At 54.6% G+C, this 20,890-nt stretch carries 22 protein-coding genes and 1 riboswitch; all 22 genes read left to right on the top strand.

Annotation, left to right across the window (positions count from 1 at the left end; genetic code table 11):
- Positions 1-68: 68 nt before the first annotated feature.
- The 22 genes from prfA (at position 69) to atpD (ending at position 20,844) form a co-directional block, all read left to right on the top strand.
- The gene (gene prfA / locus BCV73_RS31095; RefSeq protein ID WP_076174707.1) at positions 69-1,136 is read left to right on the top strand and encodes a peptide chain release factor 1; all 1,068 of its coding nucleotides are present in this window, start codon (positions 69-71) and stop codon (positions 1,134-1,136) included.
- A gap of 25 nt (positions 1,137-1,161) precedes the next feature.
- Positions 1,162-2,136 (top strand): HemK/PrmC family methyltransferase, encoded by a 975-nt coding sequence (locus BCV73_RS31100; protein ID WP_179232169.1) that lies wholly within the window; start codon positions 1,162-1,164, stop codon positions 2,134-2,136.
- A gap of 71 nt (positions 2,137-2,207) precedes the next feature.
- Positions 2,208-3,446, top strand: coding sequence for an FtsW/RodA/SpoVE family cell cycle protein (locus BCV73_RS31105; protein WP_089549707.1), 1,239 nt, complete (start codon positions 2,208-2,210; stop codon positions 3,444-3,446).
- A gap of 83 nt (positions 3,447-3,529) precedes the next feature.
- Complete coding sequence (locus BCV73_RS31110; protein ID WP_089549708.1) at positions 3,530-4,729, top strand: FtsW/RodA/SpoVE family cell cycle protein; 1,200 nt, start codon at positions 3,530-3,532, stop codon at positions 4,727-4,729.
- A gap of 314 nt (positions 4,730-5,043) precedes the next feature.
- On the top strand, positions 5,044-5,766 hold the full coding sequence (gene spoIIR / locus BCV73_RS31115; RefSeq protein WP_089550480.1) for a stage II sporulation protein R: 723 nt from the start codon (positions 5,044-5,046) through the stop codon (positions 5,764-5,766).
- A gap of 97 nt (positions 5,767-5,863) precedes the next feature.
- Positions 5,864-7,045 (top strand): L-threonylcarbamoyladenylate synthase, encoded by a 1,182-nt coding sequence (locus BCV73_RS31120; RefSeq protein ID WP_089549709.1) that lies wholly within the window; start codon positions 5,864-5,866, stop codon positions 7,043-7,045.
- An 86-nt stretch (positions 7,046-7,131) separates the two neighbouring features.
- A complete protein-coding gene (locus BCV73_RS31125) occupies positions 7,132-7,692 on the top strand; it encodes a manganese efflux pump MntP (protein WP_089549710.1) in 561 nt (186 codons plus the stop codon).
- Positions 7,693-7,731: 39 nt separating this feature from the next.
- Positions 7,732-8,319, top strand: coding sequence for a low molecular weight protein arginine phosphatase (locus BCV73_RS31130; protein WP_076174699.1), 588 nt, complete (start codon positions 7,732-7,734; stop codon positions 8,317-8,319).
- A gap of 108 nt (positions 8,320-8,427) precedes the next feature.
- A riboswitch (ZMP/ZTP riboswitch) is annotated at positions 8,428-8,509 on the top strand.
- A 147-nt stretch (positions 8,510-8,656) separates the two neighbouring features.
- Positions 8,657-9,112, top strand: coding sequence for a ribose 5-phosphate isomerase B (rpiB, locus tag BCV73_RS31140; protein WP_089549712.1), 456 nt, complete (start codon positions 8,657-8,659; stop codon positions 9,110-9,112).
- Positions 9,113-9,133: 21 nt separating this feature from the next.
- Positions 9,134-9,748 carry a TIGR01440 family protein gene (locus BCV73_RS31145; RefSeq protein ID WP_089550481.1) on the top strand — a complete coding sequence of 205 codons (615 nt, stop codon included), beginning with the start codon at positions 9,134-9,136 and terminating at the stop codon, positions 9,746-9,748.
- A 62-nt stretch (positions 9,749-9,810) separates the two neighbouring features.
- Positions 9,811-11,058 (top strand): serine hydroxymethyltransferase, encoded by a 1,248-nt coding sequence (glyA, locus tag BCV73_RS31150; RefSeq protein ID WP_089549713.1) that lies wholly within the window; start codon positions 9,811-9,813, stop codon positions 11,056-11,058.
- A 582-nt stretch (positions 11,059-11,640) separates the two neighbouring features.
- Complete coding sequence (gene upp, locus BCV73_RS31155; RefSeq protein ID WP_076174689.1) at positions 11,641-12,270, top strand: uracil phosphoribosyltransferase; 630 nt, start codon at positions 11,641-11,643, stop codon at positions 12,268-12,270.
- A gap of 15 nt (positions 12,271-12,285) precedes the next feature.
- A complete protein-coding gene (gene wecB, locus BCV73_RS31160) occupies positions 12,286-13,446 on the top strand; it encodes a non-hydrolyzing UDP-N-acetylglucosamine 2-epimerase (protein WP_089549714.1) in 1,161 nt (386 codons plus the stop codon).
- Positions 13,447-13,623: 177 nt separating this feature from the next.
- Positions 13,624-13,878: an AtpZ/AtpI family protein gene (locus BCV73_RS31165; protein WP_076174685.1), complete on the top strand. Its 255-nt coding sequence runs from the start codon at positions 13,624-13,626 to the stop codon at positions 13,876-13,878.
- Entirely contained in the window at positions 13,871-14,248 is a 378-nt protein-coding gene (locus BCV73_RS31170) for an ATP synthase subunit I (RefSeq protein ID WP_076174683.1), read from the top strand. Before BCV73_RS31165 ends, BCV73_RS31170 begins: the two co-directional genes overlap by 8 nt.
- Before the next feature lie 30 nt (positions 14,249-14,278).
- The gene (atpB, locus tag BCV73_RS31175) at positions 14,279-15,088 is read left to right on the top strand and encodes a F0F1 ATP synthase subunit A (RefSeq protein WP_089549715.1); all 810 of its coding nucleotides are present in this window, start codon (positions 14,279-14,281) and stop codon (positions 15,086-15,088) included.
- A gap of 89 nt (positions 15,089-15,177) precedes the next feature.
- The gene (atpE, locus tag BCV73_RS31180; RefSeq protein ID WP_036706394.1) at positions 15,178-15,402 is read left to right on the top strand and encodes a F0F1 ATP synthase subunit C; all 225 of its coding nucleotides are present in this window, start codon (positions 15,178-15,180) and stop codon (positions 15,400-15,402) included.
- A 142-nt stretch (positions 15,403-15,544) separates the two neighbouring features.
- Positions 15,545-16,033, top strand: a complete 489-nt coding sequence (atpF, locus tag BCV73_RS31185; RefSeq protein ID WP_089549716.1) for a F0F1 ATP synthase subunit B — start codon at positions 15,545-15,547, stop codon at positions 16,031-16,033.
- The gene (locus BCV73_RS31190; protein ID WP_089549717.1) at positions 16,030-16,578 is read left to right on the top strand and encodes a F0F1 ATP synthase subunit delta; all 549 of its coding nucleotides are present in this window, start codon (positions 16,030-16,032) and stop codon (positions 16,576-16,578) included. The genes atpF and BCV73_RS31190 overlap by 4 nt, the downstream gene beginning before the upstream one ends.
- Positions 16,579-16,594: 16 nt before the next feature.
- Complete coding sequence (atpA, locus tag BCV73_RS31195; protein WP_076174674.1) at positions 16,595-18,109, top strand: F0F1 ATP synthase subunit alpha; 1,515 nt, start codon at positions 16,595-16,597, stop codon at positions 18,107-18,109.
- A 219-nt stretch (positions 18,110-18,328) separates the two neighbouring features.
- Positions 18,329-19,192, top strand: a complete 864-nt coding sequence (gene atpG / locus BCV73_RS31200) for an ATP synthase F1 subunit gamma (protein WP_076174672.1) — start codon at positions 18,329-18,331, stop codon at positions 19,190-19,192.
- A 248-nt stretch (positions 19,193-19,440) separates the two neighbouring features.
- Positions 19,441-20,844, top strand: coding sequence for a F0F1 ATP synthase subunit beta (gene atpD, locus BCV73_RS31205; protein ID WP_076174670.1), 1,404 nt, complete (start codon positions 19,441-19,443; stop codon positions 20,842-20,844).
- Positions 20,845-20,890 lie beyond the last annotated feature (46 nt).

Consider the following 20,890-nt stretch of genomic DNA (forward strand, 5'->3'; position numbering starts at 1 on the left):
AGAGCAGCGATAACGATCAGAGCATATATATACCTAGTGTATTTTTTAAATAGGAGAGGTGAATCCCAGTGTTGGACCGATTGCAATCCTTGGCGGACCGTTATGAGAAGCTTAGTGAACTGCTTTGCGATCCTGACGTTGCGAACGACAGTAAGCGACTGCGGGAATATTCCAAAGAACAATCCGATTTGCAGCCTGCATATGAGGCTTATACCGAATATAAATCCGTTATGGAAGAACTCGAATCCGCCAAAGCGCTTCAGGCTGAGAAGCTGGACGACGAAATGCGTGAAATGGTCAAGATGGAAATCGAGGAACTGACCCAGCGCCGTACCGAGCTGGAGGAGCGCATCCGCATTCTGCTCCTGCCGAAGGACCCGAACGACGACAAGAACGTCATCGTGGAGATCCGCGGCGCGGCGGGCGGCGACGAAGCGGCTTTGTTCGCTTCCGACCTGTACCGGATGTACACGCGTTATGCGGATACCCAAGGCTGGCGCGTAGAGCTGATGGACGCCAATACGAATGATCTGGGCGGCTTCAAGGAAGTCATCTTCATGATCAACGGACGCGGCGCCTACAGCAAAATGAAATACGAAAGCGGTGCGCACCGCGTGCAGCGCATCCCGACGACGGAGTCCGGCGGACGGATCCATACTTCTACTTCCACAGTGGCGGTCATGCCGGAAGTCGAAGAGATCGACATCGAAATCCATGACAAGGATATCCGCGTCGATACGTTCTGCTCCAGCGGTGCGGGCGGACAATCCGTCAACACCACGAAATCCGCCGTTCGCGTGACCCATATTCCAACGGGTATCGTGGCCACCTGTCAGGACGGCAAATCGCAGAACTCGAACAAGGAAAAGGCGCTTCAGGTGCTTCGTGCCCGGATCTTTGATATGATGCGGCAGGAAGAAGAAGCGAAGTATGCCGGTGAGCGGAAGAGCAAAGTGGGTACTGGCGACCGCAGTGAGCGGATCCGCACGTACAACTTCCCGCAGAGCCGGGTGACCGACCACCGCATCGGATTGACATTGCACAAGCTCGATTCGGTGATGAATGGCGAAATCGAAGAGATCATTTCGGCCCTGAACATTGCGGAGCAGGCGGAAATGATGGATAAAGGGGAATAAGGCTTTGAAGGAAAGCACGTTTGTGATGACGACAAAGCAGAGTATACGGGAAGCCTTTGCGGAGGCTTCCTCTTTTTTAGCGGCGCATGAAGTGATGGAGCCGCAGCGTAACGCCCAGCTGCTGCTGGAGCATGTGCTGGGCCTCTCCGGCGCGGCCTATTACATGGCGCTGCCCGATCCGTTTCCGGACGAGCGGCAGAAGGCCTGGGAGGAAGTGATTTCCCGCAAGGCGGCGGGCGAACCGGCCCAATACATTATCGGGGAGCAGGAGTTCTACGGCATCCCCTTTCAGGTGACGCCCGCCGTGCTGATCCCGCGGCCCGAGACGGAGCTGCTCGTGGAGGCCGTGCTGCAGCAGGCTGAGCAGCTGTGGCCGCAAGGAGCGGCACCGGCTGACGCGGAGCTGCCGGACCGCGAAACGGCTCGTCCGGCGGCACAGGGCCGCGCAGCCGCTGCGCCCGGCGGCGGTGCCGGCACCGCGGACGGCCTGCGCCCGCTGGTCGCGGCCGACATCGGCACCGGCAGCGGCGCCATCGCGGTCACGCTGGCGCTGCATGCCCCGCGCTGGCAGGTCTACGCCAGCGACATCTCGGCGGACGCGCTGCGGGTCGCCGCGCGCAACGCCGAAGCCAACGGCGCCCAGGTTGTCTTCGAGGAAGGCAACCTGCTGGAGCCGTTTGCGGGGCGGCGGGTCGACATCCTGGTGTCGAACCCGCCGTACATTCCTGCGGCCGACATTCCCGGCCTGCAGCCCGAGGTGCGCGACCATGAGCCGCGCACGGCGCTGGACGGCGGAGCGGACGGGCTCGCGCCTTACCGCATCATGATGCAGCAGCTGCCGCTGCTGCAGGAGCCGCCCCGGCTCATCGGATTCGAGCTGGGGATCGGCCAGGCGGGCGAGGTCGCAGACCTGCTCCGCCAGGCGGGCCATTGGGATGAGATTATGATCATCCCGGACCTCGCCGGCATTGAGCGCCACGTTCTCGGCGTCCGCCGGTGATCCCATAATTTTCTTTTTGACCCAATTTCCTCTACAATGGAACTACCTATGTTTTCCCTGGAGGAAAGGATATGCTGCGCAAACTGAAACAATTGGATTTCGCCGTCATGCTGGTGCTGCTCTGCCTGATGGCGTTCAGTCTGACTTCCATATACAGCGTCACCGCCGGCCGGCCCAAAACCGATCATTATTCGGTGCGGATGGCCGTCTATTACGTCATCGGCTTTGCAGGGTTTCTGGCGACTTCGCTCGTCAATTATAAGCTGCTGATTAAATATGCACTGTACGTGTATATCTTCGGCCTGATGCTGCTCTTATTCGTCCTGTTTGCCGGTAACGAATACTACGGTGCCCGCGGCTGGCTCACCCTTCCCGGGGGACTCAGCCTGCAGCCGGCCGAGCTGTTCAAGCTGTTCCTGGTCATTTTTCTGTCCAGCCTGCTGCTGAAGAAAAATCGAGACCGGTCCCGCGGCCTGTATTTTTGGCGGGATGTCGTGCCGATGGGGCTCCTCACCTTGGTTCCGCTTATGCTGGTGATGGCGCAAAACGACCTGGGGAACGCGCTCTGCTATCTCCTCATTCTGGTAGGGCTCCTGTGGATTGGCGGTATCCGGTATGTCCATGCGCTGATCGGGTTCGCCGTGGCCTTTGCCGCCATCTTCGGCGGAATTCAGGCGTACATTCATTATCATGACGAGGCGGCGAAGTTGTTCAAGTCCATTGGCCGCGAGCATTGGATCGCGCGGTTTGACCCCTGGCTTGTTCCGGACAAAGCTTCCCGTGACGACAGCTGGCAGACCTACAACGCCAAGCTGGCGATCGGGTCGGGCGGCCTGGACGGCAAGGGCTACATGCAGGGGACGACGATCCAGTCCGACGGCCGGGTTCCGCTGGCTTTTGCCGACTCGATCTTCGTCCAGATTGCCGAGGAGTACGGGTTTATCGGCTCGTCGGCGCTGCTGCTGCTGTATTTTATTCTGATCCACCGCATGATTCTGATTGCCGCGGACTGCCGTGACCGGGCGGGGCCATACCTGATTACAGGCATTATCACGATGTTCATTTACCAGATTTTTGTCAACATCGGCGCCTTTATCGGTCTGATGCCGCTGACCGGCATTACGCTGCCTTTTATCAGTTATGGCGGCACTTCACTGGTGATCAACATGGTCAGCATCGGGGTGGTGATGAGCGTCCGGATTCACGGGCAGGAGGAAGAGGAGCTGCTCCCGCTGCAGAACGAACCGGCTCCGGCCACAGGGACGGGCAAAATTTTGCGCCTCATCCGGGATGGATTTAACAGGAATTGAATATGGCATGGCTGTTCTATTACAATAGACAGGTACGCATCAGGGGCAACGAGGAGCGGAAGGCTCCGCACAGGAGGATAGCCATGCTTCAAAAGCTGAAAAAAGTGGATTATGTCGTCGTTTTTATTCTTTTGATTTTCATGGGCATCAGCATCATGTCCATTTACAGTGTCACACAGGGGACGAAGTTTGCCGGTTCCCATATTAAAATGATCGAGTTTTACGTGCTTGCCTTCATCGCATTTTTTGGGCTGGTTATCGTCGATTACAAGCTGCTTGTCAAATATGCGCTTTATTTGTATTTGTTCGGGTTGGCCCTGCTCGTTGCGGTTAACTTCATCGGGACCGACGTCAACGGCGCCCAGGGCTGGATCAAGATGGGAAGCTTCAGTTTGCAGCCTGCGGAGCTGTTCAAGCTCATCCTGATTATTTTTCTGACGTATATCATTATGCGCAAAAATAAATCGAGGCTCACGTTCTGGCATGACGTAGTCCCGATCGGACTGCTGACGTTCGTGCCGTTTGCGCTCGTTATGGTTCAGAATGACCTCGGGAACGCGCTCAGCTACGTTCTGATTTTGCTCGGACTGCTCTGGATCGGCAACATCAAGTTTTGGCATGCGCTGATTGCGCTGGTGGTGTTGGCGGCCGTCGCTGTCGGAAGCATTTTTTCTTACATTCATTTTCACGACAACATTGAGAAGTTTATGAAGGACATCGGACGGGAGCACTGGACGGAACGTCTCGACCCATGGCTGGTGCCGGATAAGGCGACGGCCAAGGCGTCCTATCATACCAAAAACGCCAAGCTGGCGATCGCATCCGGCGGCATGGTCGGCGAAGGGTATATGAAAGGGTCCTCGGTTCAATCCGGGCGCGTGCCGTATACTTATTCGGACTCCATTTTCGTGGAAATCGCCGAGGAATTCGGCTTCGTCGGTTCATCGGTCGTGCTTCTGCTGTATTTTATCCTGATCCACCGGATGATTCTGATCTGTCTCGAGTGCCGGGACCGGGCAGGGCCGATTCTGATCGTGGGCATTATCGCCATGATGCTCTATCAGATCTTCGAAAATATCGGCGCCTTCATCGGCCTGATGCCGCTGACCGGGATTACGCTGCCGTTTATCAGTTACGGCGGAACCTCGCTGCTGATCAATATGGCGAGCATCGGGATCGTCATGAGCGTGCGCGTTCATGGGGAGGAAGTGGACGATGAGATGCTGACCCCGGCAAACAAAGGGGCTTCCGCTCAAGCCGGACAGGCCAAAGCGGGTATGTGAAGCTGATGGTTTACAAGAAACGACCGTTTTCGACAAGTCTTTGGGCTTGGGAAGACGGTCTTTTTTACGGGTTAAAAGCTCGCAGAAATACTAGATAAGATGAATTCGAGTTTTTCTTATCATTCCTTGTTTGCAAGGGAATATCCGTGTCGAAGGTGTGATTTCTTTAATTCAATCTATATTATAGATTGCTAGGTTTAGACTCTACCATTCCCGGACATACTGAGAACTATCATAGATTTGTTCTGATAGAGAGGGGCCCGGGGAAAATGGAAAAGACGATGAAGCAGGGGAAATATAGAGGGCAAGACTGGCTGCGCGACTTGGTGAAGGATACCGCCATTATTTTTTGTATTTTGTTTATGATCGCCATGATGTGGGAGAGTCAAAAGACCGACGCGGCCGTGGCCGGCGGGCCGATTCCGCAGGAATCCATCCGCCTGCGCATCCTGGCCAATTCCGATAATCCGGACGACCAGCTGGTCAAACGCGAGATACGTGATGCCGTGGTGGCGGAGATGAACGGCTGGGTACAGGAGCTTGAGGACCCGCAAAGCCTGGATCAGGCGAGAACGACGATCCGGGAGCATTTACCGGAACTGAACGATCTGGTGGGGCGTGAGCTGGAGAAGAGAGGCATTCATTACGATTACAATGTTGAGCTGGGCATCGTGCCGTTTCCGACCAAACTGTACGGCGGTACCGTGTATCCGGCTGGAAACTATGAAGCACTCCGGATCACACTGGGTGCAGGCAGCGGTCAAAATTGGTGGTGCGTGCTGTTCCCTCCGCTCTGCTTCATTGATGCGGCCAGCGGAGATGCTGCGGCTCAGCCCGCCGATGCCAAGGCTCAGTCTGCGGATGCCAAGGTTGACGCTAAGGGCGCCGTGACCACTGCGTCGGCCAAGGTGACGGATACTGCAGGAGCTCAAGCCTCCGGGAAAGCAGCGGCCGATGCTTCCCAGCCGGAAGTTCGCTTCTTCCTGGTCGACATGCTCTCCGGGCTGTGGTCCTGGCTGACGGGACTGTTCGCTTAGGAACTAGCGGCCATCCTGTCCAGGGGCATGCGTCTTGGAGATTGTGCAGATGTGCTATAATAAAACATACCAATTTCGATGACAGGAATGAACAGCGATGAAAGGTTTAAACCAAGGGCAGGATGGAGGAAGCGCTCCTTCCGCCCATGATGCAAATAAGAGCCATGCCACTCCGGTATGGGATGTGACCGTATTGACGGGACGCAGCACCGCTGCCGCAGAAGCGGAGAGGGAAGCGGTGTCTCGTGCAGAGCAGTCGATCGGCCGGGCAGCCGCCATTCTACGGGATGGCGGTACCGTTGCTTTTCCGACCGAAACGGTCTACGGCCTTGGGGCGGATGCCCGGAATACGGAGGCTGTCGAGGCGATTTTCAAGGCCAAGGGCCGTCCGTCCGACAATCCGCTCATCGTCCACATTGCGGATACAAGCCAATTGGACGGGCTCGTGACGGAGGTCAGCGATACGGCGCGGCGGCTGATGGCGGCCTTTTGGCCCGGCCCGCTGACGCTGGTGCTGCCGCTTCGGCCGGGCGTGCTGTCCCCGCGGGTAACAGCGGGGCTGACGACGGTCGGCATCCGGATGCCGGACCATCCGATCGCGCTGAAGCTGATCGGTGAGTCCGGCTGTCCGGTGGCGGCGCCGAGCGCCAACCGCTCGGGACGGCCGAGCCCGACGCTCGCGAGCCATGTCGAGGAAGATTTGAGCGGGCTGATCGACGGTATTCTGGACGGAGGGCCGACTGGTGTCGGCCTTGAATCCACCGTCGTGCAGGTCCAGGAGGACGGCAGCGTCACCGTTCTCCGGCCCGGCGGCATTACTAGCGAGCAGCTAGCCGCCGCTTCCGGGACGGCGGTGACGACCGATCCGGGAATCGAACGCTCTCCGGATGAAGAGGAGATCGTCGCGCCGAAATCGCCTGGTATGAAATATACGCATTACGCTCCCAAGGGTGCGCTCACCATTGTGCAGGGCGGCACGCCGGAGCAGGTATCCGGCTGGATCGATGAGCAGCTGAAGGCGGCGGCGGCACGCGGGGAGAGAACCGGCGTGATGGCATTCGAGGAGCATATCGGCCGTTACGCCGCGGATTGCGTGCAGTCCCTCGGCAGTCTTGCCGGACTGGAAGCGGCCGCCCACCGGTTGTACGCCGCTCTTCGCCGCATGGATGAAGAAGGCGTGACGTTTATTTTGTCGGAAGCCTGCCCGGAAGAGGGTCTGGGCGCTGCCATCATGAACCGGCTCCGCAAGGCCGCCGGCCAGCGGGTTGTGCGCTTGTGACCTCTCGCCGCACCTTTTAAGAGACATCATTTACCTCTTGTCCGCATATGGTTGTACAAGAACCTAACGGACATGGGGGAATAGGGATGTTGGAGACTTCTGCCGGTTTAGGGCAGCTAATGACAATCATGATAATGGCCGTCGCATTAGGACTGGATGCATTCTCTCTGGGCGTAGGAATCGGCATGAAAGGAATCCGGCTGCTGCATATTCTCAAGATCAGCCTGCTGATCGGCCTTTTCCATGTGTTGATGCCGCTGCTGGGAATGTTTATGGGATATTACGTCAGTTCGCTGCTCGGACAAGTTGCCGCCCTGGTTGCCGGCGGGCTGCTTGTGCTGCTGGGCGGACACATGGTCCTGAATGCCTTCAAAACAAGCGAAACGCGAATGGTGGATCACCGCTCTTTGCTGGGGATGCTGCTGTTCTCGCTCAGCGTCAGCATTGACTCCTTTTCGGTAGGCGTATCCCTGGGGATGTTTGAGAGCAACCGGATTCTGACCGTGCTGGCTTTCGGGATCTGCGGGGGCGCGATGGCCGTGCTTGGACTCCTACTCGGCAGGAGGGTAAGCCGGAATCTCGGCGAATACGGGGAGGCCCTTGGCGGCGCGATTTTGCTGGCATTTGGCCTCGCCTTTATCTTTTGATACAATATCGGCAAAGACACTTCGGGAGGTGCTAGAGACGTGAAGCATATTTTGTTTGTCTGTACGGGAAACACGTGCCGCAGCCCGATGGCCGAAGCTCTGCTTCGCAAGCTGGCCAAGGAGCGCAGCGTTCCGCTCGAAGTCCGTTCGGCCGGCGTGGCCGCCCTTGAAGGGACACCCATCTCGCGTCATGCGGAAGCGGTGCTGCGGGACCACGAGATCGATGAGCATTTGACCGCCAAGCCGCTCAGGGCCGACACGGTGGATTGGGCGGATTTGATTTTGACACTGACCCAGGGGCATAAGCAGCATGTGATCCGGAGCTTTCCGCTCGCGGCTGACAAAATTTATACCCTGAAGGAATACACCGAAGATGACGAGAACGTGATCAAGGACCTGCAGGAGCTCGACAGCCTGTACGCCACCTGGGAAATGAAGCGGGCGCTCGGGCAGCAGCTGGAGGACGAGGAACGGGAGCGGCTGATCGAGATCCAGCAGCGGATCCCGAGCTTTGATATTTCGGACCCGTTCGGCGGGTCCCGCGACGATTACGATGTCACCGCCGCAGAAATCCGCGCCGCTATCGAGCGGCTGCTGGATAAGCTGGAGGCGTTCCGTACATTTTAAGAAACAAGCTTAAATTGCACTTGGGCGGGAGCCTAGGCCTGAAAAAATGGAGTAAATTTGCAGATTGATTTTCATCGCGTCATGCTTTATGATGAATGTGAAAAACATCGGTTCCGGTGTAACTGGCGACAATGTGGATCCAACCACGATGGAGCACCGGAATATACGGCCGGTCGCCTGGGCAAAAGAGCAATTCTGCGGAATGATCCGCGGACTGCTCTTTTTTTCGTCTAGTGGCTGCAAATGAGTTATAATGGTACAAGAAGTCACGGGAATACCGGGAAGCGCTGGATTCGTTTCTCTGTATTGCGCGAAATTTTAGGAGGTTTTTCGAAAGATGAAAATTGCTGTTGGAACAGATCATGCGGGTATACGTTTGAAAGAAGACATCATTGCCGTGATCGAAGGGATGGGGCATCAAGTTGCGGATGTGGGATGCGGATGCACGGATTCCGTAGACTATCCCGACTACGCTCTCCCTGTGTGCGATCTGGTTACCAAAGGCGAGGCCGACCGGGGAATCCTGATCTGTGGAACAGGCATCGGCATGAGCATCGCGGCGAACAAGGTTCCGGGCATCCGGTGTGCCTTGGTCCACGATGTGTTCTCGGCGATCGCCACCAGGGAGCATAACGACTCCAACGTGCTGGCGATGGGCGAACGCGTCATCGGTCCGGGTCTGGCCCAGGAAATCGTCAAGGCTTGGCTGGGCACGGAGTTCAGCGGCGGCGAGCGTCATGTCGGGCGCGTGAACAAGATTAAAGCGATTGAAGAGCGGTATCTGCACAATTAGGGAGGTTTTCTCATGGAAAGCATGTCAGGAGGCAGTCCATTGGAAGTTTCGCTGGGAGAACAGGTATCCCAAATCCTTCATGAGCTGGTGGAAGCCGCAAGGCTTGGCCCTGGTAAGATACTGGTTGTTGGAACGAGCACCAGTGAAGTGGCCGGGAAACGCATCGGCACCTCGGGGGCACTCGGGGTTGCTGAGGAGCTGCTGCAGGCGATCGGCGAGGTCCGGGCCAAGTTCGGCTTCGACACGGTGTTTCAGTGCTGTGAGCATTTGAACCGGGCGCTTGTGATGGAGCGTTCCGTACTGGAGCGCCTTCGTTTAACCGAGGTCGCCGCCGTTCCTGTTCCGAAAGCGGGCGGCTCTATGGCTGCCGCTGCTTACCGTTCCATGAAGGAGCCTTGCCTGGCCGAAGCGATCGAGGCTCACGCGGGCATCGACATCGGCGAGACGATGATCGGCATGCATCTGCGGCGTGTGGCGGTGCCTTTCCGCCCGACCCTGCGGTATGTGGGGCACGCGCGCGTGAATGCGGCCTACACGCGGCCCAAGCTGATCGGCGGCGAACGGGCGGTGTACCGTCTGGATGAAGAAGCCGGCAGAGCCGACCGTGACGGCGGCAGTTCAGATCTTTGCGATTAACATGAGCGGATGATTGAAACGAACATTTTATTTTGAATTCCAATAAGGGAGGAACTATTAACATGGATCAATTGCGTAAGAAGGACCCGGCTGTACTCGAGGCCATGAACTTGGAACTGAAGCGTCAGCGTGCAAACATTGAGCTGATCGCATCGGAGAATATTGTCAGTGAAGCGGTTATGGAAGCCATGGGCTCCGTCCTCACGAACAAATACGCCGAAGGATATCCGGGCAAGCGGTATTACGGCGGCTGCGAGCGCGTCGATATCGTTGAAGATATCGCCCGTGACCGTGCGAAAGAACTGTTCGGAGCCGAGCATGCCAACGTGCAGCCGCACTCCGGCGCTCAGGCCAACATGGCCGTATACCTGGCAGCGCTGAAACCAGGGGATACCGTGCTTGGGATGAACCTTGCCCATGGCGGACACCTGACGCACGGAAGCCCGGTGAACGCTTCCGGTCTGCTGTACAACTTCGTCGCTTACGGGGTCCAGGAAGATACGTTCCTCATCGATTATGACGAAGTCCGCAAGCTTGCGTTCAAGCATCGTCCGCGCCTGATCGTCGCCGGTGCGAGCGCCTATCCGCGTACGATTGATTTCGAAGCTCTCGCTTCGATCGCCAATGACGTTGGCGCGCTGTTCATGGTCGATATGGCTCATATCGCGGGCCTGGTTGCGGCCGGTCTTCATCCGAACCCGGTGCCTCACGCCCATTTTGTTACGACGACAACGCACAAAACGCTCCGCGGTCCGCGCGGCGGCATGATTCTGTGCAAGCAGCCTTGGGCTGCGGCCATCGACAAGGCTGTGTTCCCGGGCACACAGGGCGGTCCGCTGATGCACGTTATCGCGTCCAAAGCCGTAGCCTTGGGCGAAGCGCTTGACCCATCGTTCAAAACGTATGCCGAAAACGTAGTGAAGAACGCCAAAGTATTGGCTGAGACGCTGATCAGCGAAGGCCTGAACATCGTATCCGGCGGCACGGATAACCACCTGATGCTGGTGGATACCCGCAGTGTAAACATTACAGGGAAAGACGCTGAGAAGGTGCTGGACTCCGTCGGTATCACCGTCAACAAAAATGCCATTCCGTTCGATCCGACCAGCCCGTTCGTCACGAGCGGAATTCGGATCGGTACGCCGGCTGCGACTTCCCGCGGCATGGATGAAGCGGCGATGGTGACGATCGGCAAAATCATCGCCATGACGCTGAAGTCGCCTAAGGACGAAGGCGTGCTGTCCAAAGCAGCGGCGATGGTGAAGGAACTGACGGATCAATATCCGCTGTATCCTGAACTTAACTACTAATAGGACACAGATCTTGAGAAGTACAGGTCTGTGAGAATATAAGGGACTGGGGAATGTTCTCCGGTCCCTTTTTTTAGAAATAAGAAATAGAGATTTTCCGAGGTTTCGAGGCTAACCATCCTGATCCCGCAAAAGAAACTCTCGCTAAACGCGGTCTGTTTTCTGAGAATGTACGCCGATAATACGTTTTTCTTTTCGCTCTCAGAAGCCGTATAGGTCAATAAACCTTTCTGCCGTCACAGCGGATGTGTGCCTTCACACTCTTAGAGTGGCTTTTATATAGTAGTTCAGAGGGGGAGAACTGCTAGATTTAAGACTGGTAGATACGAAGAGCAAATGTTAGATTGGCGGGTCTTTACGGGGTGCTTACACCATGCCGGTTCCCTTGCGCGGTCTTTCGGTTAACGTTTAAGCCGGCTGATCTTTGGGCCAGAATAAACATATCTTTCTTGGGTGCAAAATCATTTCCAGGAATGATATAATAAATAAGATTTGTGTACTTGCATGTATCGTATGCGAATGGGCATCTAACTAACCGGCAATGACAGCACTTAGACTTACGATTTAACCGGAGGGACTAACATGGGAAAACTGGTGATTTGTGATCACCCTTTGATTCAACACAAACTGACATTTATCCGCGATGTGCGGACGAACACGAAAGATTTTCGCGAACTGGTCGATGAGGTTGCTTCCTTAATGGCTTACGAAATTACACGCGAGGTTCCGCTCGAGTCGGTCAAGGTGCAGACACCTGTCGCTGAGATGGACGGCAAGGTTCTGGCGGGCCGCATGCTCGGGCTGATTCCGATCTTGCGCGCCGGGCTCGGCATGCTCGACGGCATGCTGAAGCTGATTCCCGCCGCCAAGGTGGGACATGTCGGCTTGTTCCGCGATCCGGAAACGCTGCAGCCTGTCGAGTATTACACGAAGCTGCCGACAGACGTGACCGAGCGCGAGCTGATCGTCATCGATCCGATGCTGGCGACCGGTGGATCGGCTATTGCCGCAATCGACGTCCTGAAGAAGCGGGGGTGCACCCAGATCAAGATGATGAACCTGATCGCTGCTCCGGAAGGGGTTAAAGCCGTGCAGGAAGCCCATCCTGACGTGGACATTTATGTAGCGGCCCTGGACGAGAAGCTGGACGATCACGGTTATATCATTCCGGGACTGGGAGACGCCGGAGACCGGCTGTACGGAACCAAGTAAGGAGAGGGAAACCATATGTCAAAAATTAAAGTGATGACGATCTTCGGGGTGCGCCCGGAAGCCATCAAGATGGCTCCGCTCATCTTAGAACTGCAGAAGCATCCCGAACATATCGAATCCGTCGTCTGCGTAACGGCCCAGCACCGTCAGATGCTGGATCAGGTGCTCGAGGTATTCAAGATTACGCCGGATTTCGATCTGGACGTCATGAAAGAGAACCAGACGCTGAACGAGGTAACCATCCGCGTTCTGCAGGGCCTGGAGCCGGTTTTGAAAGAGGCCAAGCCTGATATCGTTCTGGTGCACGGAGACACGCTGACGACCTTCCTGGCCAGCTATGCGGCCTTCCTGCAGAAGATCCAGGTAGGACATGTCGAAGCGGGCCTGAGAACGTGGAACAAGCTCTCCCCATATCCGGAGGAGATGAACCGCCAGCTGACCGGCGTGCTTGCCGATCTTCATTTTGCCCCGACAGACTGGTCTGCAGGCAACCTGAAGAAGGAGAACAAGAACGAGTCCCACATTTACGTGACTGGCAATACCGTTACCGACGTATTCCAGTACACCGTCAAGTCGGATTATCACCATCCGGTGCTCGACTGGGCGCAGGGCAAACGGCTGATTCTGATGACGGCGCACCGGCGCGAATCGCAGGGCGAGCCTCATCTGAACATCTTCCGTGCCGTGAAGCGGATCGCCGACGAATTCGACGATATCGCCATCGTGTATCCGGTCCATCCAAGCCCGGCGGTCAAAGAACCGGCGCATCAAATTTTGGGCAATCATCCAAGAATTAAGCTGATTGAACCGCTGGATGTTGTAGACTTGCACAATTTTTATCCGCATACGCATCTGATCCTGACGGACTCCGGCGGTCTTCAGGAAGAGGCTCCATCTTTCGGTGTACCGGTGCTGGTGCTCCGTGACACGACCGAGCGACCGGAAGGCATCGAGGCGGGAACGCTCGAGCTGGTCGGAACGGATGAGGAACAAGTGTACGGACGGACGAAGCATTTGCTGACCGATCAAGAAGCCTATAATGCGATGAGCGGCGCCGCAAATCCATACGGAGATGGCAAGGCATCCCAGCGGATTGTCGACGCGATTTTGCATCATTTTGGCATCAAAAATGAACGTCCGGAACAATTTCACAGAATGTTCACAAAGGAAAGTTAAGCCATATTCTGAGGGCAAAGAGTACAGCATACAGTTAAACTGTACGGTTGACACGGATTTGCGGGCTTTTTGCAGTGATTTTAGTCACATTTCCAGCCAGTTTCGACACGGATTTGTTCAATTGACAAACTCTCGGGTCATTCAGTAAAATGAACTGGGATTAGAGGGTGGACAGAGATGAATCAACCTGATAAGCCGCAAAAATCCAATAAAAATGCTGCAAGCCCTCTGAAGTATGCGGGCCTTGTAAGCGCCATCGGAATCGATCTGGCCGCGTGTACTTTAGGGGGCTTTTATCTCGGCTCCTGGCTGGACAAGATTTGGGGAGGACCCGGACTCTGGATTGCATTCGGAGTTTTGCTGGGTCTGGCGATTGGCGGCGTAAGCGTTTTTATGATCACCAAGGCAGTCATGGGGGAAAGTGATGAGTGAACTATGGAAATACCGCAGGGTATTGACTAGAGCGACACTTTATTTCCTGGCTCTTTGCTTCTTGGGTGCTGCTGTCTTCCCGCAATACCGGAGTATAGCGCTGGGTATGGTGCTTGGCTCCAGTGTCAGCCTTGCCAATAGCTTTTATTTGGGCTATAAAGTGCAAAAAGTGTTGGATTCAGTCGAAGGCGGGGGCGGCAAGAGAGTAAATATGGGTTTTCTGACCCGTGCAGCCCTCAGTGTGCTGGCCGTCGTTGTGGCCTATCAAAGGCCGGAGACGTTTAACCTGTATGCCGTTGCGGCAACACTGGTATTGGCACAGTTTCTTCTCTTATTCATAGGGATTCGATTGTCTCGTAAACAGGAGTAGACCTTCAACTGAGAAAGGGGTGAGAAAAACATGCATACATCACCGATTATTGAATTGGGCGGCATAAAATTCGACCTTTCCACAATCCTGATGCTCATCGTAACCTCCGTAATCGTGTTTGTGATCGCGAAGCTGGCAACCCGTAAATTGTCAGTCGAAAACCCGGGGAAATTGCAGAATTTCATGGAATGGACGGTGGAATTCGTCCAGAACCTGATTTCCAGCACGATGGATTGGAAGAAGGGGAAGCACTTTCTGTCCCTTGGATTGACGTTTATTATGTTTATCTTCGTCGGCAACCTATTGGGTCTTCCATTTGGTATCGTTACAGGAGTCCATGATCCGGAACATGCGCATATCTTTGGCAAAGAAATCGTATCTGTCACCGAGGAGTTTGCGAAGCATCCGGATGTAGAAGAAGTCGAGCTAGCTTGGTGGAAATCACCTACGGCTGATGCTTCGGTTACCATGGGGCTCGCGTTTATCGTATTCTTCCTTTCGCACTTCCTGGGAATCACCAAGAATACAAAGAGTTATTTCAAGCACTATTTCCAACCTTACTGGTTCTTCTTCCCGATCAACGTTATCGAGCAGTTTGCGAAGCTGCTGACGCAGGGCATGCGTCTATTCGGTAACATCTTCGCGGGTGAGGTGCTGATCTCGGTTCTGTTGAAACTGACCGCAATTGGCGCAGGCGGATACATCGCTTCCGTGCTCGGTCTCATCGTTTGGCAGGGCTTCAGTATTTTCGTCGGTGCCATCCAGGCTTTCGTCTTCACGATCCTGACGATGGTTTATATCTCTCAGATGATCGAGAGCCACGACGAGCACGAACATTAGCTTCAAAGTTAAGCTTGGAGTTTTCTTTCTTCACTCTTAACTAAACATAAATAATAATAAAATACACATCTCTAAGGAGGATTTTACAAATGGGAGTTTGGGCATTTCTTGCAGCTGCGATTGCAGTAGGTTTGGGCGCACTTGGCGCAGGTATTGGTAACGGTCTGATCGTAAGTAAAACGGTTGAAGGTATCGCTCGTCAGCCAGAAGCGAAATCCACGCTTCAAACGACAATGTTTATCGGTGTAGGTCTGGTCGAAGCCCTTCCAATCATCGGTGTCGTACTCGCGTTCTTGTTCTACGCAGGAGCTTAATTTAAGCAGTAAGGTTTGGCGGGGGAGGCCACGGCCATCCGCGCCTTCTTTTTAGCCGTCAGATAAGGAAGGTTCTCGGATCCTTCCTTATCTGATTGTCTGATGAACAAGACTGAACGTGCACCGGAAAGGAGTGACTAGATTGACTATTATCCCTTCGTCTTTCATTGTGGCATTGATTGCGTTTGTGATTCTGTATTTGCTTCTGAGCAAATACGCTTTCGGTCCGTTGTTCTCCATCATGGAGAAGCGCCGTGAGCTTGTGACGAGTCAAATGAACGAAGCGGCACAAACCCGCGAACAAGCCATTGCTTACGTAGAAGAGCAGAAAAAAGCTCTGGAAAATGCGCGCAAAGAGGCTTACGACATTATCGAGCAATCCAGACAAACGAGCAGCAAGCAGGCTGACCAAATTATGGAACAAGCCAAGGTGGAAGCTTCTCGTATTAAAGAGGACGCTGTCCGCGATATCGCAAGCGAAAAGAACAAGGCGGTTCAGGAGCTGCGCAGCGAGCTGGGCGCCGTATCCGTGAAGATCGCATCCAAGCTGCTTGAGAAAGAAGTCAGCAGCGACAAAGCTCAGGAAGAGCTCGTGGACCAGTACCTTAAAGAGGTAGGGGGCAGACCATGAGCCGGGAGACAATAGCAGCCAAGCGTTATGCGAAGGCGCTGTTTGAAGTGGCTGCGCAGCAGCAGAAGACGCTGGAAGTGGAGCAGGAGCTCAAGGCCGTCGTTGGGGCCATTACCCAGGATGACGAGATCCGCCGTTTTATCTCCACGCCCAACATTGCCGTATCGGTGAAACTGGATGTGCTGAAGAAGGCCCTTCAAGACAAAGTATCCCAGCCGGTCATGAACACCGTTGATATGCTGATCGAACGGGGCAGAGCGGATCTGTTCGCCGACCTGCTGGACAGCTACGTCCGGATCGAAGGCGAAAGCCTTGGACTTGCGGATGCCACGGTGTACTCCACCTATCCGCTGAGCGACCAGGAAATCGAAACGGTTGCCGCGGAGTTTGGAGCATTGGCTAAGAAGAAAATTCGCGTAACCAACGTGATTGATAAAAATCTGCTCGGCGGTGTAAAAGTCGTCATCGGTGATATGCTGTACGACGGCAGTTTGGCAGGGAAGCTGGAACGGCTTGAAAAGTCTTTTAACAGACTAGCACAGTAGATAGGGGTGAAGACACTTGAGTATCAGACCTGAAGAAATCAGTACGCTGATTAAAAGTCAAATTGAACAATATAAATCTGACATCGAAGTGGCCGAAGTCGGCACCGTTATTCAAGTAAGTGACGGTATCGCCCGTATTCACGGGATCGACAATGTTATGGCCGGTGAGCTCGTCGAGTTCGCCAACGGTGTTGTAGGCCTTGCGCTGAACTTGGAAGAAAGCAACGTAGGTGTCGTTATCCTCGGACCTTACACAGAAATCAAAGAAGGCGACCAAGTAAAACGTACTGGACGCATCATGCAGGTTCCTGTTGGGGAAGCCCTGCTCGGACGCGTTGTCAACCCGCTTGGTCAGCCAGTGGACGGCAAAGGACCGATCGAAGCTTCTGCTTATCGTCCGGTTGAGAGCAGCGCGCCAGGCGTTATCGACCGTAAATCGGTTCATGAGCCAATGCAAACCGGTATCAAAGCGATTGACGCTCTCGTGCCAATCGGCCGCGGACAGCGCGAGCTGATCATCGGTGACCGTCAAACGGGTAAAACCCAAATCGCGATCGATACGATCATTAACCAAAAAGGCAATGGCGTGAAATGTATCTATGTCGCCATCGGCCAAAAGCAATCGACGGTTGCGCACGTCGTGGAAAACCTTCGCCGTCACGGCGCCCTGGACTACACGATCGTCGTTACCGCATCGGCTTCCGAGCCTTCTCCGCTCTTGTACATCGCTCCTTATGCGGGCTGTGCAATGGGTGAGTACTTCATGTACAAAGGCGAGCATGCCTTGATCATCTATGATGACTTGTCGAAGCAGGCAGCGGCATACCGCGAATTGTCCCTGCTCCTCAGACGTCCTCCAGGCCGCGAAGCTTATCCTGGTGACGTATTCTATCTGCATTCCCGTTTGCTGGAACGCGCGGCGAAGCTGTCCGATGAACTCGGCGGTGGTTCATTAACCGCTCTGCCTTTCATTGAAACACAGGCGTCTGACGTATCCGCATATATCCCAACCAACGTTATTTCGATCACGGACGGACAGATCTTCCTTGAGTCCGAACTGTTCTATGCTGGACAGCGTCCGGCGATCAACGTAGGTATTTCCGTATCCCGGGTAGGTAGCTCCGCTCAGCTCAAGGCGATGAAGAAAGTCGCCGGCGGTTTGAAGCTGGATTTGGCCCAGTACCGCGAGCTTCAAGCGTTCTCCCAATTCGGTTCCGACCTTGACAAATCCACGCTGGCCCGTTTGAACCGTGGTGCGAGACTGATGGAAATCCTCAAGCAGGGGGTTAACCAGCCGCTCAGCGTTGAGCAGCAGGTAGCCAGCTTGTACACGGCAGTCAGAGGACACCTGGACGACATTCCTGTCGGCGACATCCGTCGTTTCGAGAGCGAATTCCTGGCGTTCCTTGAAAGCAACCATCCTGAGATCATGGCGTCCATCCGCGATACCAAAGATCTGGTTGCCGACAACGAAACGGCTCTGAAAGCGGCTATTGATAAATTTAAAAGAGGCTTTGCTGTGATGGCGTAAGCCTGGACGTGAACCGGGCCGCAAGGCTCGGGTTCATCTTTTTAGATATGCGCATCGAAGTCAGCTTTGACGATGTCAAAGCTATGCAAATGCTTTCGAAGTAACTTTAGCTCTGCTAAAGTACAGTTTCGCTTACGAAGTTAGCTTTGACTACGTCAAAGCTATGCAAATGCTTTCGAAGTAACTTTAGCTTTGCTAAAGTTTTGAGGTGGTGAAAACATGGCAAGAGGATTACGCGAAATTAAACGTCAGATCAAAAGTATTCAAGGCACGAAGCAGATCACGAAGGCGATGGAAATGGTCGCTGCCTCCAAGCTGAGAAGAGCCCAGGAGATGGCGCAGCATTCCCGTCCTTACTCCGAGAAGCTGAAGGAAGTGGTCTCCAGCATCGCGTCCGGTACCAAAGGCATCAAGCATCCGATGTTTGAGAAACGTCCCGTGAAGAAAACCGGATACCTGGTCATCACCTCCGACCGCGGTCTTGCGGGCGGTTCGAACGCCAACGTGTTGAAGCTTGTCTCGACGATGATTAAGGAACGCCATAAGTCCAACGACGAATACGAGTTGTTCGTGATTGGACGGAAAGGCCGCGACTACATGCGCCGCAGAGAGCTTCCGATTGTGAAAGAGGTTACGGACTTGTCCGATACGCCATCGTTTGCTGACATCAAGTCGATCGCTTCCGCAGCGGTCCGCGAGTTTGAGGAAGGCAAAATCGATGAGCTGTACGTCATCTACAACCGCTTTGTGAACGCGTTGACGCAAATTCCGGAAGCCAATCTGCTCCTTCCGATGGACAGCATGGAATCCGCAGCTTCTCCGGTGGCCAGCTACGAATACGAGCCGTCACCGGAAGCCGTTCTGGAAGCGCTGCTTCCTAAATATGCCGAAACCTTGATCTTCAGCGCACTGCTGGACGCCAAAGCCAGTGAGCTGGGTGCCAAGATGACGGCGATGGGTGCGGCGACGAAGAATGCGACCAAGCTGATCAACGAATTGACGCTGTCCTACAACCGTGCGCGTCAGGCGGCGATCACGCAGGAAATTACGGAAATCGTATCTGGTGCGAACGCCCAGGTATAAGATTTTTAGACGGTGTCTTATTTTCGAATAACAGTTTTCATAACCCGGGGGTGCTTGTCCGCGTATGGAGAAGCCCCGCCTGGTTTTCAGCAGCAAACTCATCCTTAATCGGTCTGTCGGCTTCGGTTACCTGCGATAGACATGATCTATATTTCATAATAGAACCTTGCACGGAGCATACCGTTAAGCCGCATGGCTTACGATTTAGGTTTGCGAATACAGCAGACTTGTAGGAGGGAACAAAAAAGATGAACAAAGGACGCGTTGTCAGCATTATGGGTGCGGTTGTCGACATCGAATTCGAAAGAGGTCAACTACCGGAAATCTACAATGCAATTAAAGTTGAGGGCACAGTCGCTGGCGGACGCCAGATTGACTTGACTCTGGAAGCTTCAAACCATCTGGGCGATAACATGGTGCGCTGCATTGCCATGTCCTCCACTGATGGACTCGTTCGTGGTATGGAAGCAGTGGATTTGGGCGGCCCAATCACTGTTCCGGTAGGATCCGCTACCCTCGGACGCGTATTTAACGTACTGGGACAGCCGATCGACGAAGCGGGCGAAGTGACTTCCGAAGTTTCCAGCCCGATTCACCGTGAAGCACCAAAATACGACGAACTGTCGACCCAAGCAGAAATGCTGGAGACAGGGATCAAGGTTATCGACCTTCTCGCTCCTTACCAAAAGGGCGGTAAAATCGGTCTCTTCGGTGGTGCCGGCGTAGGTAAAACCGTTGCGATCCAGGAATTGATCAACAACATCGCTCAGGAACACGGCGGTATTTCCGTATTCGCGGGTGTAGGTGAACGTACCCGTGAAGGTAACGACCTGTACCACGAGATGAGCGATTCCGGCGTTATCAGCAAGACGGCGATGGTATTCGGACAGATGAACGAACCGCCGGGCGCCCGTCTTCGCGTGGCACTGACAGGTCTGACGATGGCGGAATACTTCCGTGATCAAGAAGGCAAAGACGTGCTGCTGTTTATCGACAACATTTTCCGCTTTACCCAAGCCGGTTCCGAAGTATCCGCCCTCCTCGGACGGATGCCTTCCGCGGTAGGTTACCAGCCAACGCTGGCAACCGAGATGGGTCAGCTTCAAGAGCGGATCACTTCCACGAAAAAAGGTTCCGTTACGTCGATCCAGGCGATCTACGTGCCTGCGGATGACTATACGGACCCGGCTCCAGCTACAACGTTCGCCCACTTGGACGCAACGACCAACCTGGAGCGTAAAATTTCCGAGATGGGTATCTATCCAGCGGTGGATCCGCTGGCATCGAGCTCCCGGATCCTGACGCCTGAAATCGTAGGCGAAGAGCATTACAACGTCGCTCAAGGCGTTAAGCGTCTCCTGGCCCGTTACAACGAGCTTCAGGATATCATTGCCATCCTCGGTATGGATGAGCTTAGCGAGGACGACAAGCTGATCGTAGGCCGTGCCCGCCGCGTACAGCGTTTCTTGTCCCAGCCATTCCACGTGGCAGAAGCGTTTAACGGCATGCCGGGTATTTACGTACCGGTTAAAGAAACGATCCGCAGTTTCAAGGAAATTCTCGAAGGCAAGCACGACGACCTTCCTGAAGCAGCCTTCCTCTTCGTTGGAACGATTGAACAAGCCGTAGAAAAGGCGAAGACGTTGGAATAGTGTCCTGCCGGGAGCTAACTGCTTCCGAAGTGAGCATTCAGGGAGG

The sequence above is a fragment of the Paenibacillus sp. SSG-1 genome (genome assembly GCF_002224835.1).
GTDB classification, from domain to species: Bacteria; Bacillota; Bacilli; order Paenibacillales; family Paenibacillaceae; genus Paenibacillus_AQ; species Paenibacillus_AQ favisporus.

Bases quoted from the DNA above. Each gene is read 5' to 3' on its own strand.
- upp (WP_076174689.1), top strand. From the start codon at position 11,641: ATGGGAAAACTGGTGATTTGTGATCACCCTTTGATTCAACACAAACTG.
- BCV73_RS31170 (WP_076174683.1), top strand. From the start codon at position 13,871: ATGAGTGAACTATGGAAATACCGCAGGGTATTGACTAGAGCGACACTT.
- rpiB (WP_089549712.1), top strand. From the start codon at position 8,657: ATGAAAATTGCTGTTGGAACAGATCATGCGGGTATACGTTTGAAAGAA.
- BCV73_RS31105 (WP_089549707.1), top strand. From the start codon at position 2,208: ATGCTGCGCAAACTGAAACAATTGGATTTCGCCGTCATGCTGGTGCTG.
- wecB (WP_089549714.1), top strand. From the start codon at position 12,286: ATGTCAAAAATTAAAGTGATGACGATCTTCGGGGTGCGCCCGGAAGCC.
- BCV73_RS31120 (WP_089549709.1), top strand. From the start codon at position 5,864: ATGAAAGGTTTAAACCAAGGGCAGGATGGAGGAAGCGCTCCTTCCGCC.
- atpE (WP_036706394.1), top strand. From the start codon at position 15,178: ATGGGAGTTTGGGCATTTCTTGCAGCTGCGATTGCAGTAGGTTTGGGC.
- BCV73_RS31190 (WP_089549717.1), top strand. From the start codon at position 16,030: ATGAGCCGGGAGACAATAGCAGCCAAGCGTTATGCGAAGGCGCTGTTT.
- BCV73_RS31145 (WP_089550481.1), top strand. From the start codon at position 9,134: ATGTCAGGAGGCAGTCCATTGGAAGTTTCGCTGGGAGAACAGGTATCC.
- atpG (WP_076174672.1), top strand. From the start codon at position 18,329: ATGGCAAGAGGATTACGCGAAATTAAACGTCAGATCAAAAGTATTCAA.
- atpB (WP_089549715.1), top strand. From the start codon at position 14,279: ATGCATACATCACCGATTATTGAATTGGGCGGCATAAAATTCGACCTT.
- BCV73_RS31165 (WP_076174685.1), top strand. From the start codon at position 13,624: ATGAATCAACCTGATAAGCCGCAAAAATCCAATAAAAATGCTGCAAGC.
- BCV73_RS31100 (WP_179232169.1), top strand. From the start codon at position 1,162: ATGACGACAAAGCAGAGTATACGGGAAGCCTTTGCGGAGGCTTCCTCT.
- BCV73_RS31125 (WP_089549710.1), top strand. From the start codon at position 7,132: ATGTTGGAGACTTCTGCCGGTTTAGGGCAGCTAATGACAATCATGATA.
- BCV73_RS31110 (WP_089549708.1), top strand. From the start codon at position 3,530: ATGCTTCAAAAGCTGAAAAAAGTGGATTATGTCGTCGTTTTTATTCTT.
- glyA (WP_089549713.1), top strand. From the start codon at position 9,811: ATGGATCAATTGCGTAAGAAGGACCCGGCTGTACTCGAGGCCATGAAC.
- atpD (WP_076174670.1), top strand. From the start codon at position 19,441: ATGAACAAAGGACGCGTTGTCAGCATTATGGGTGCGGTTGTCGACATC.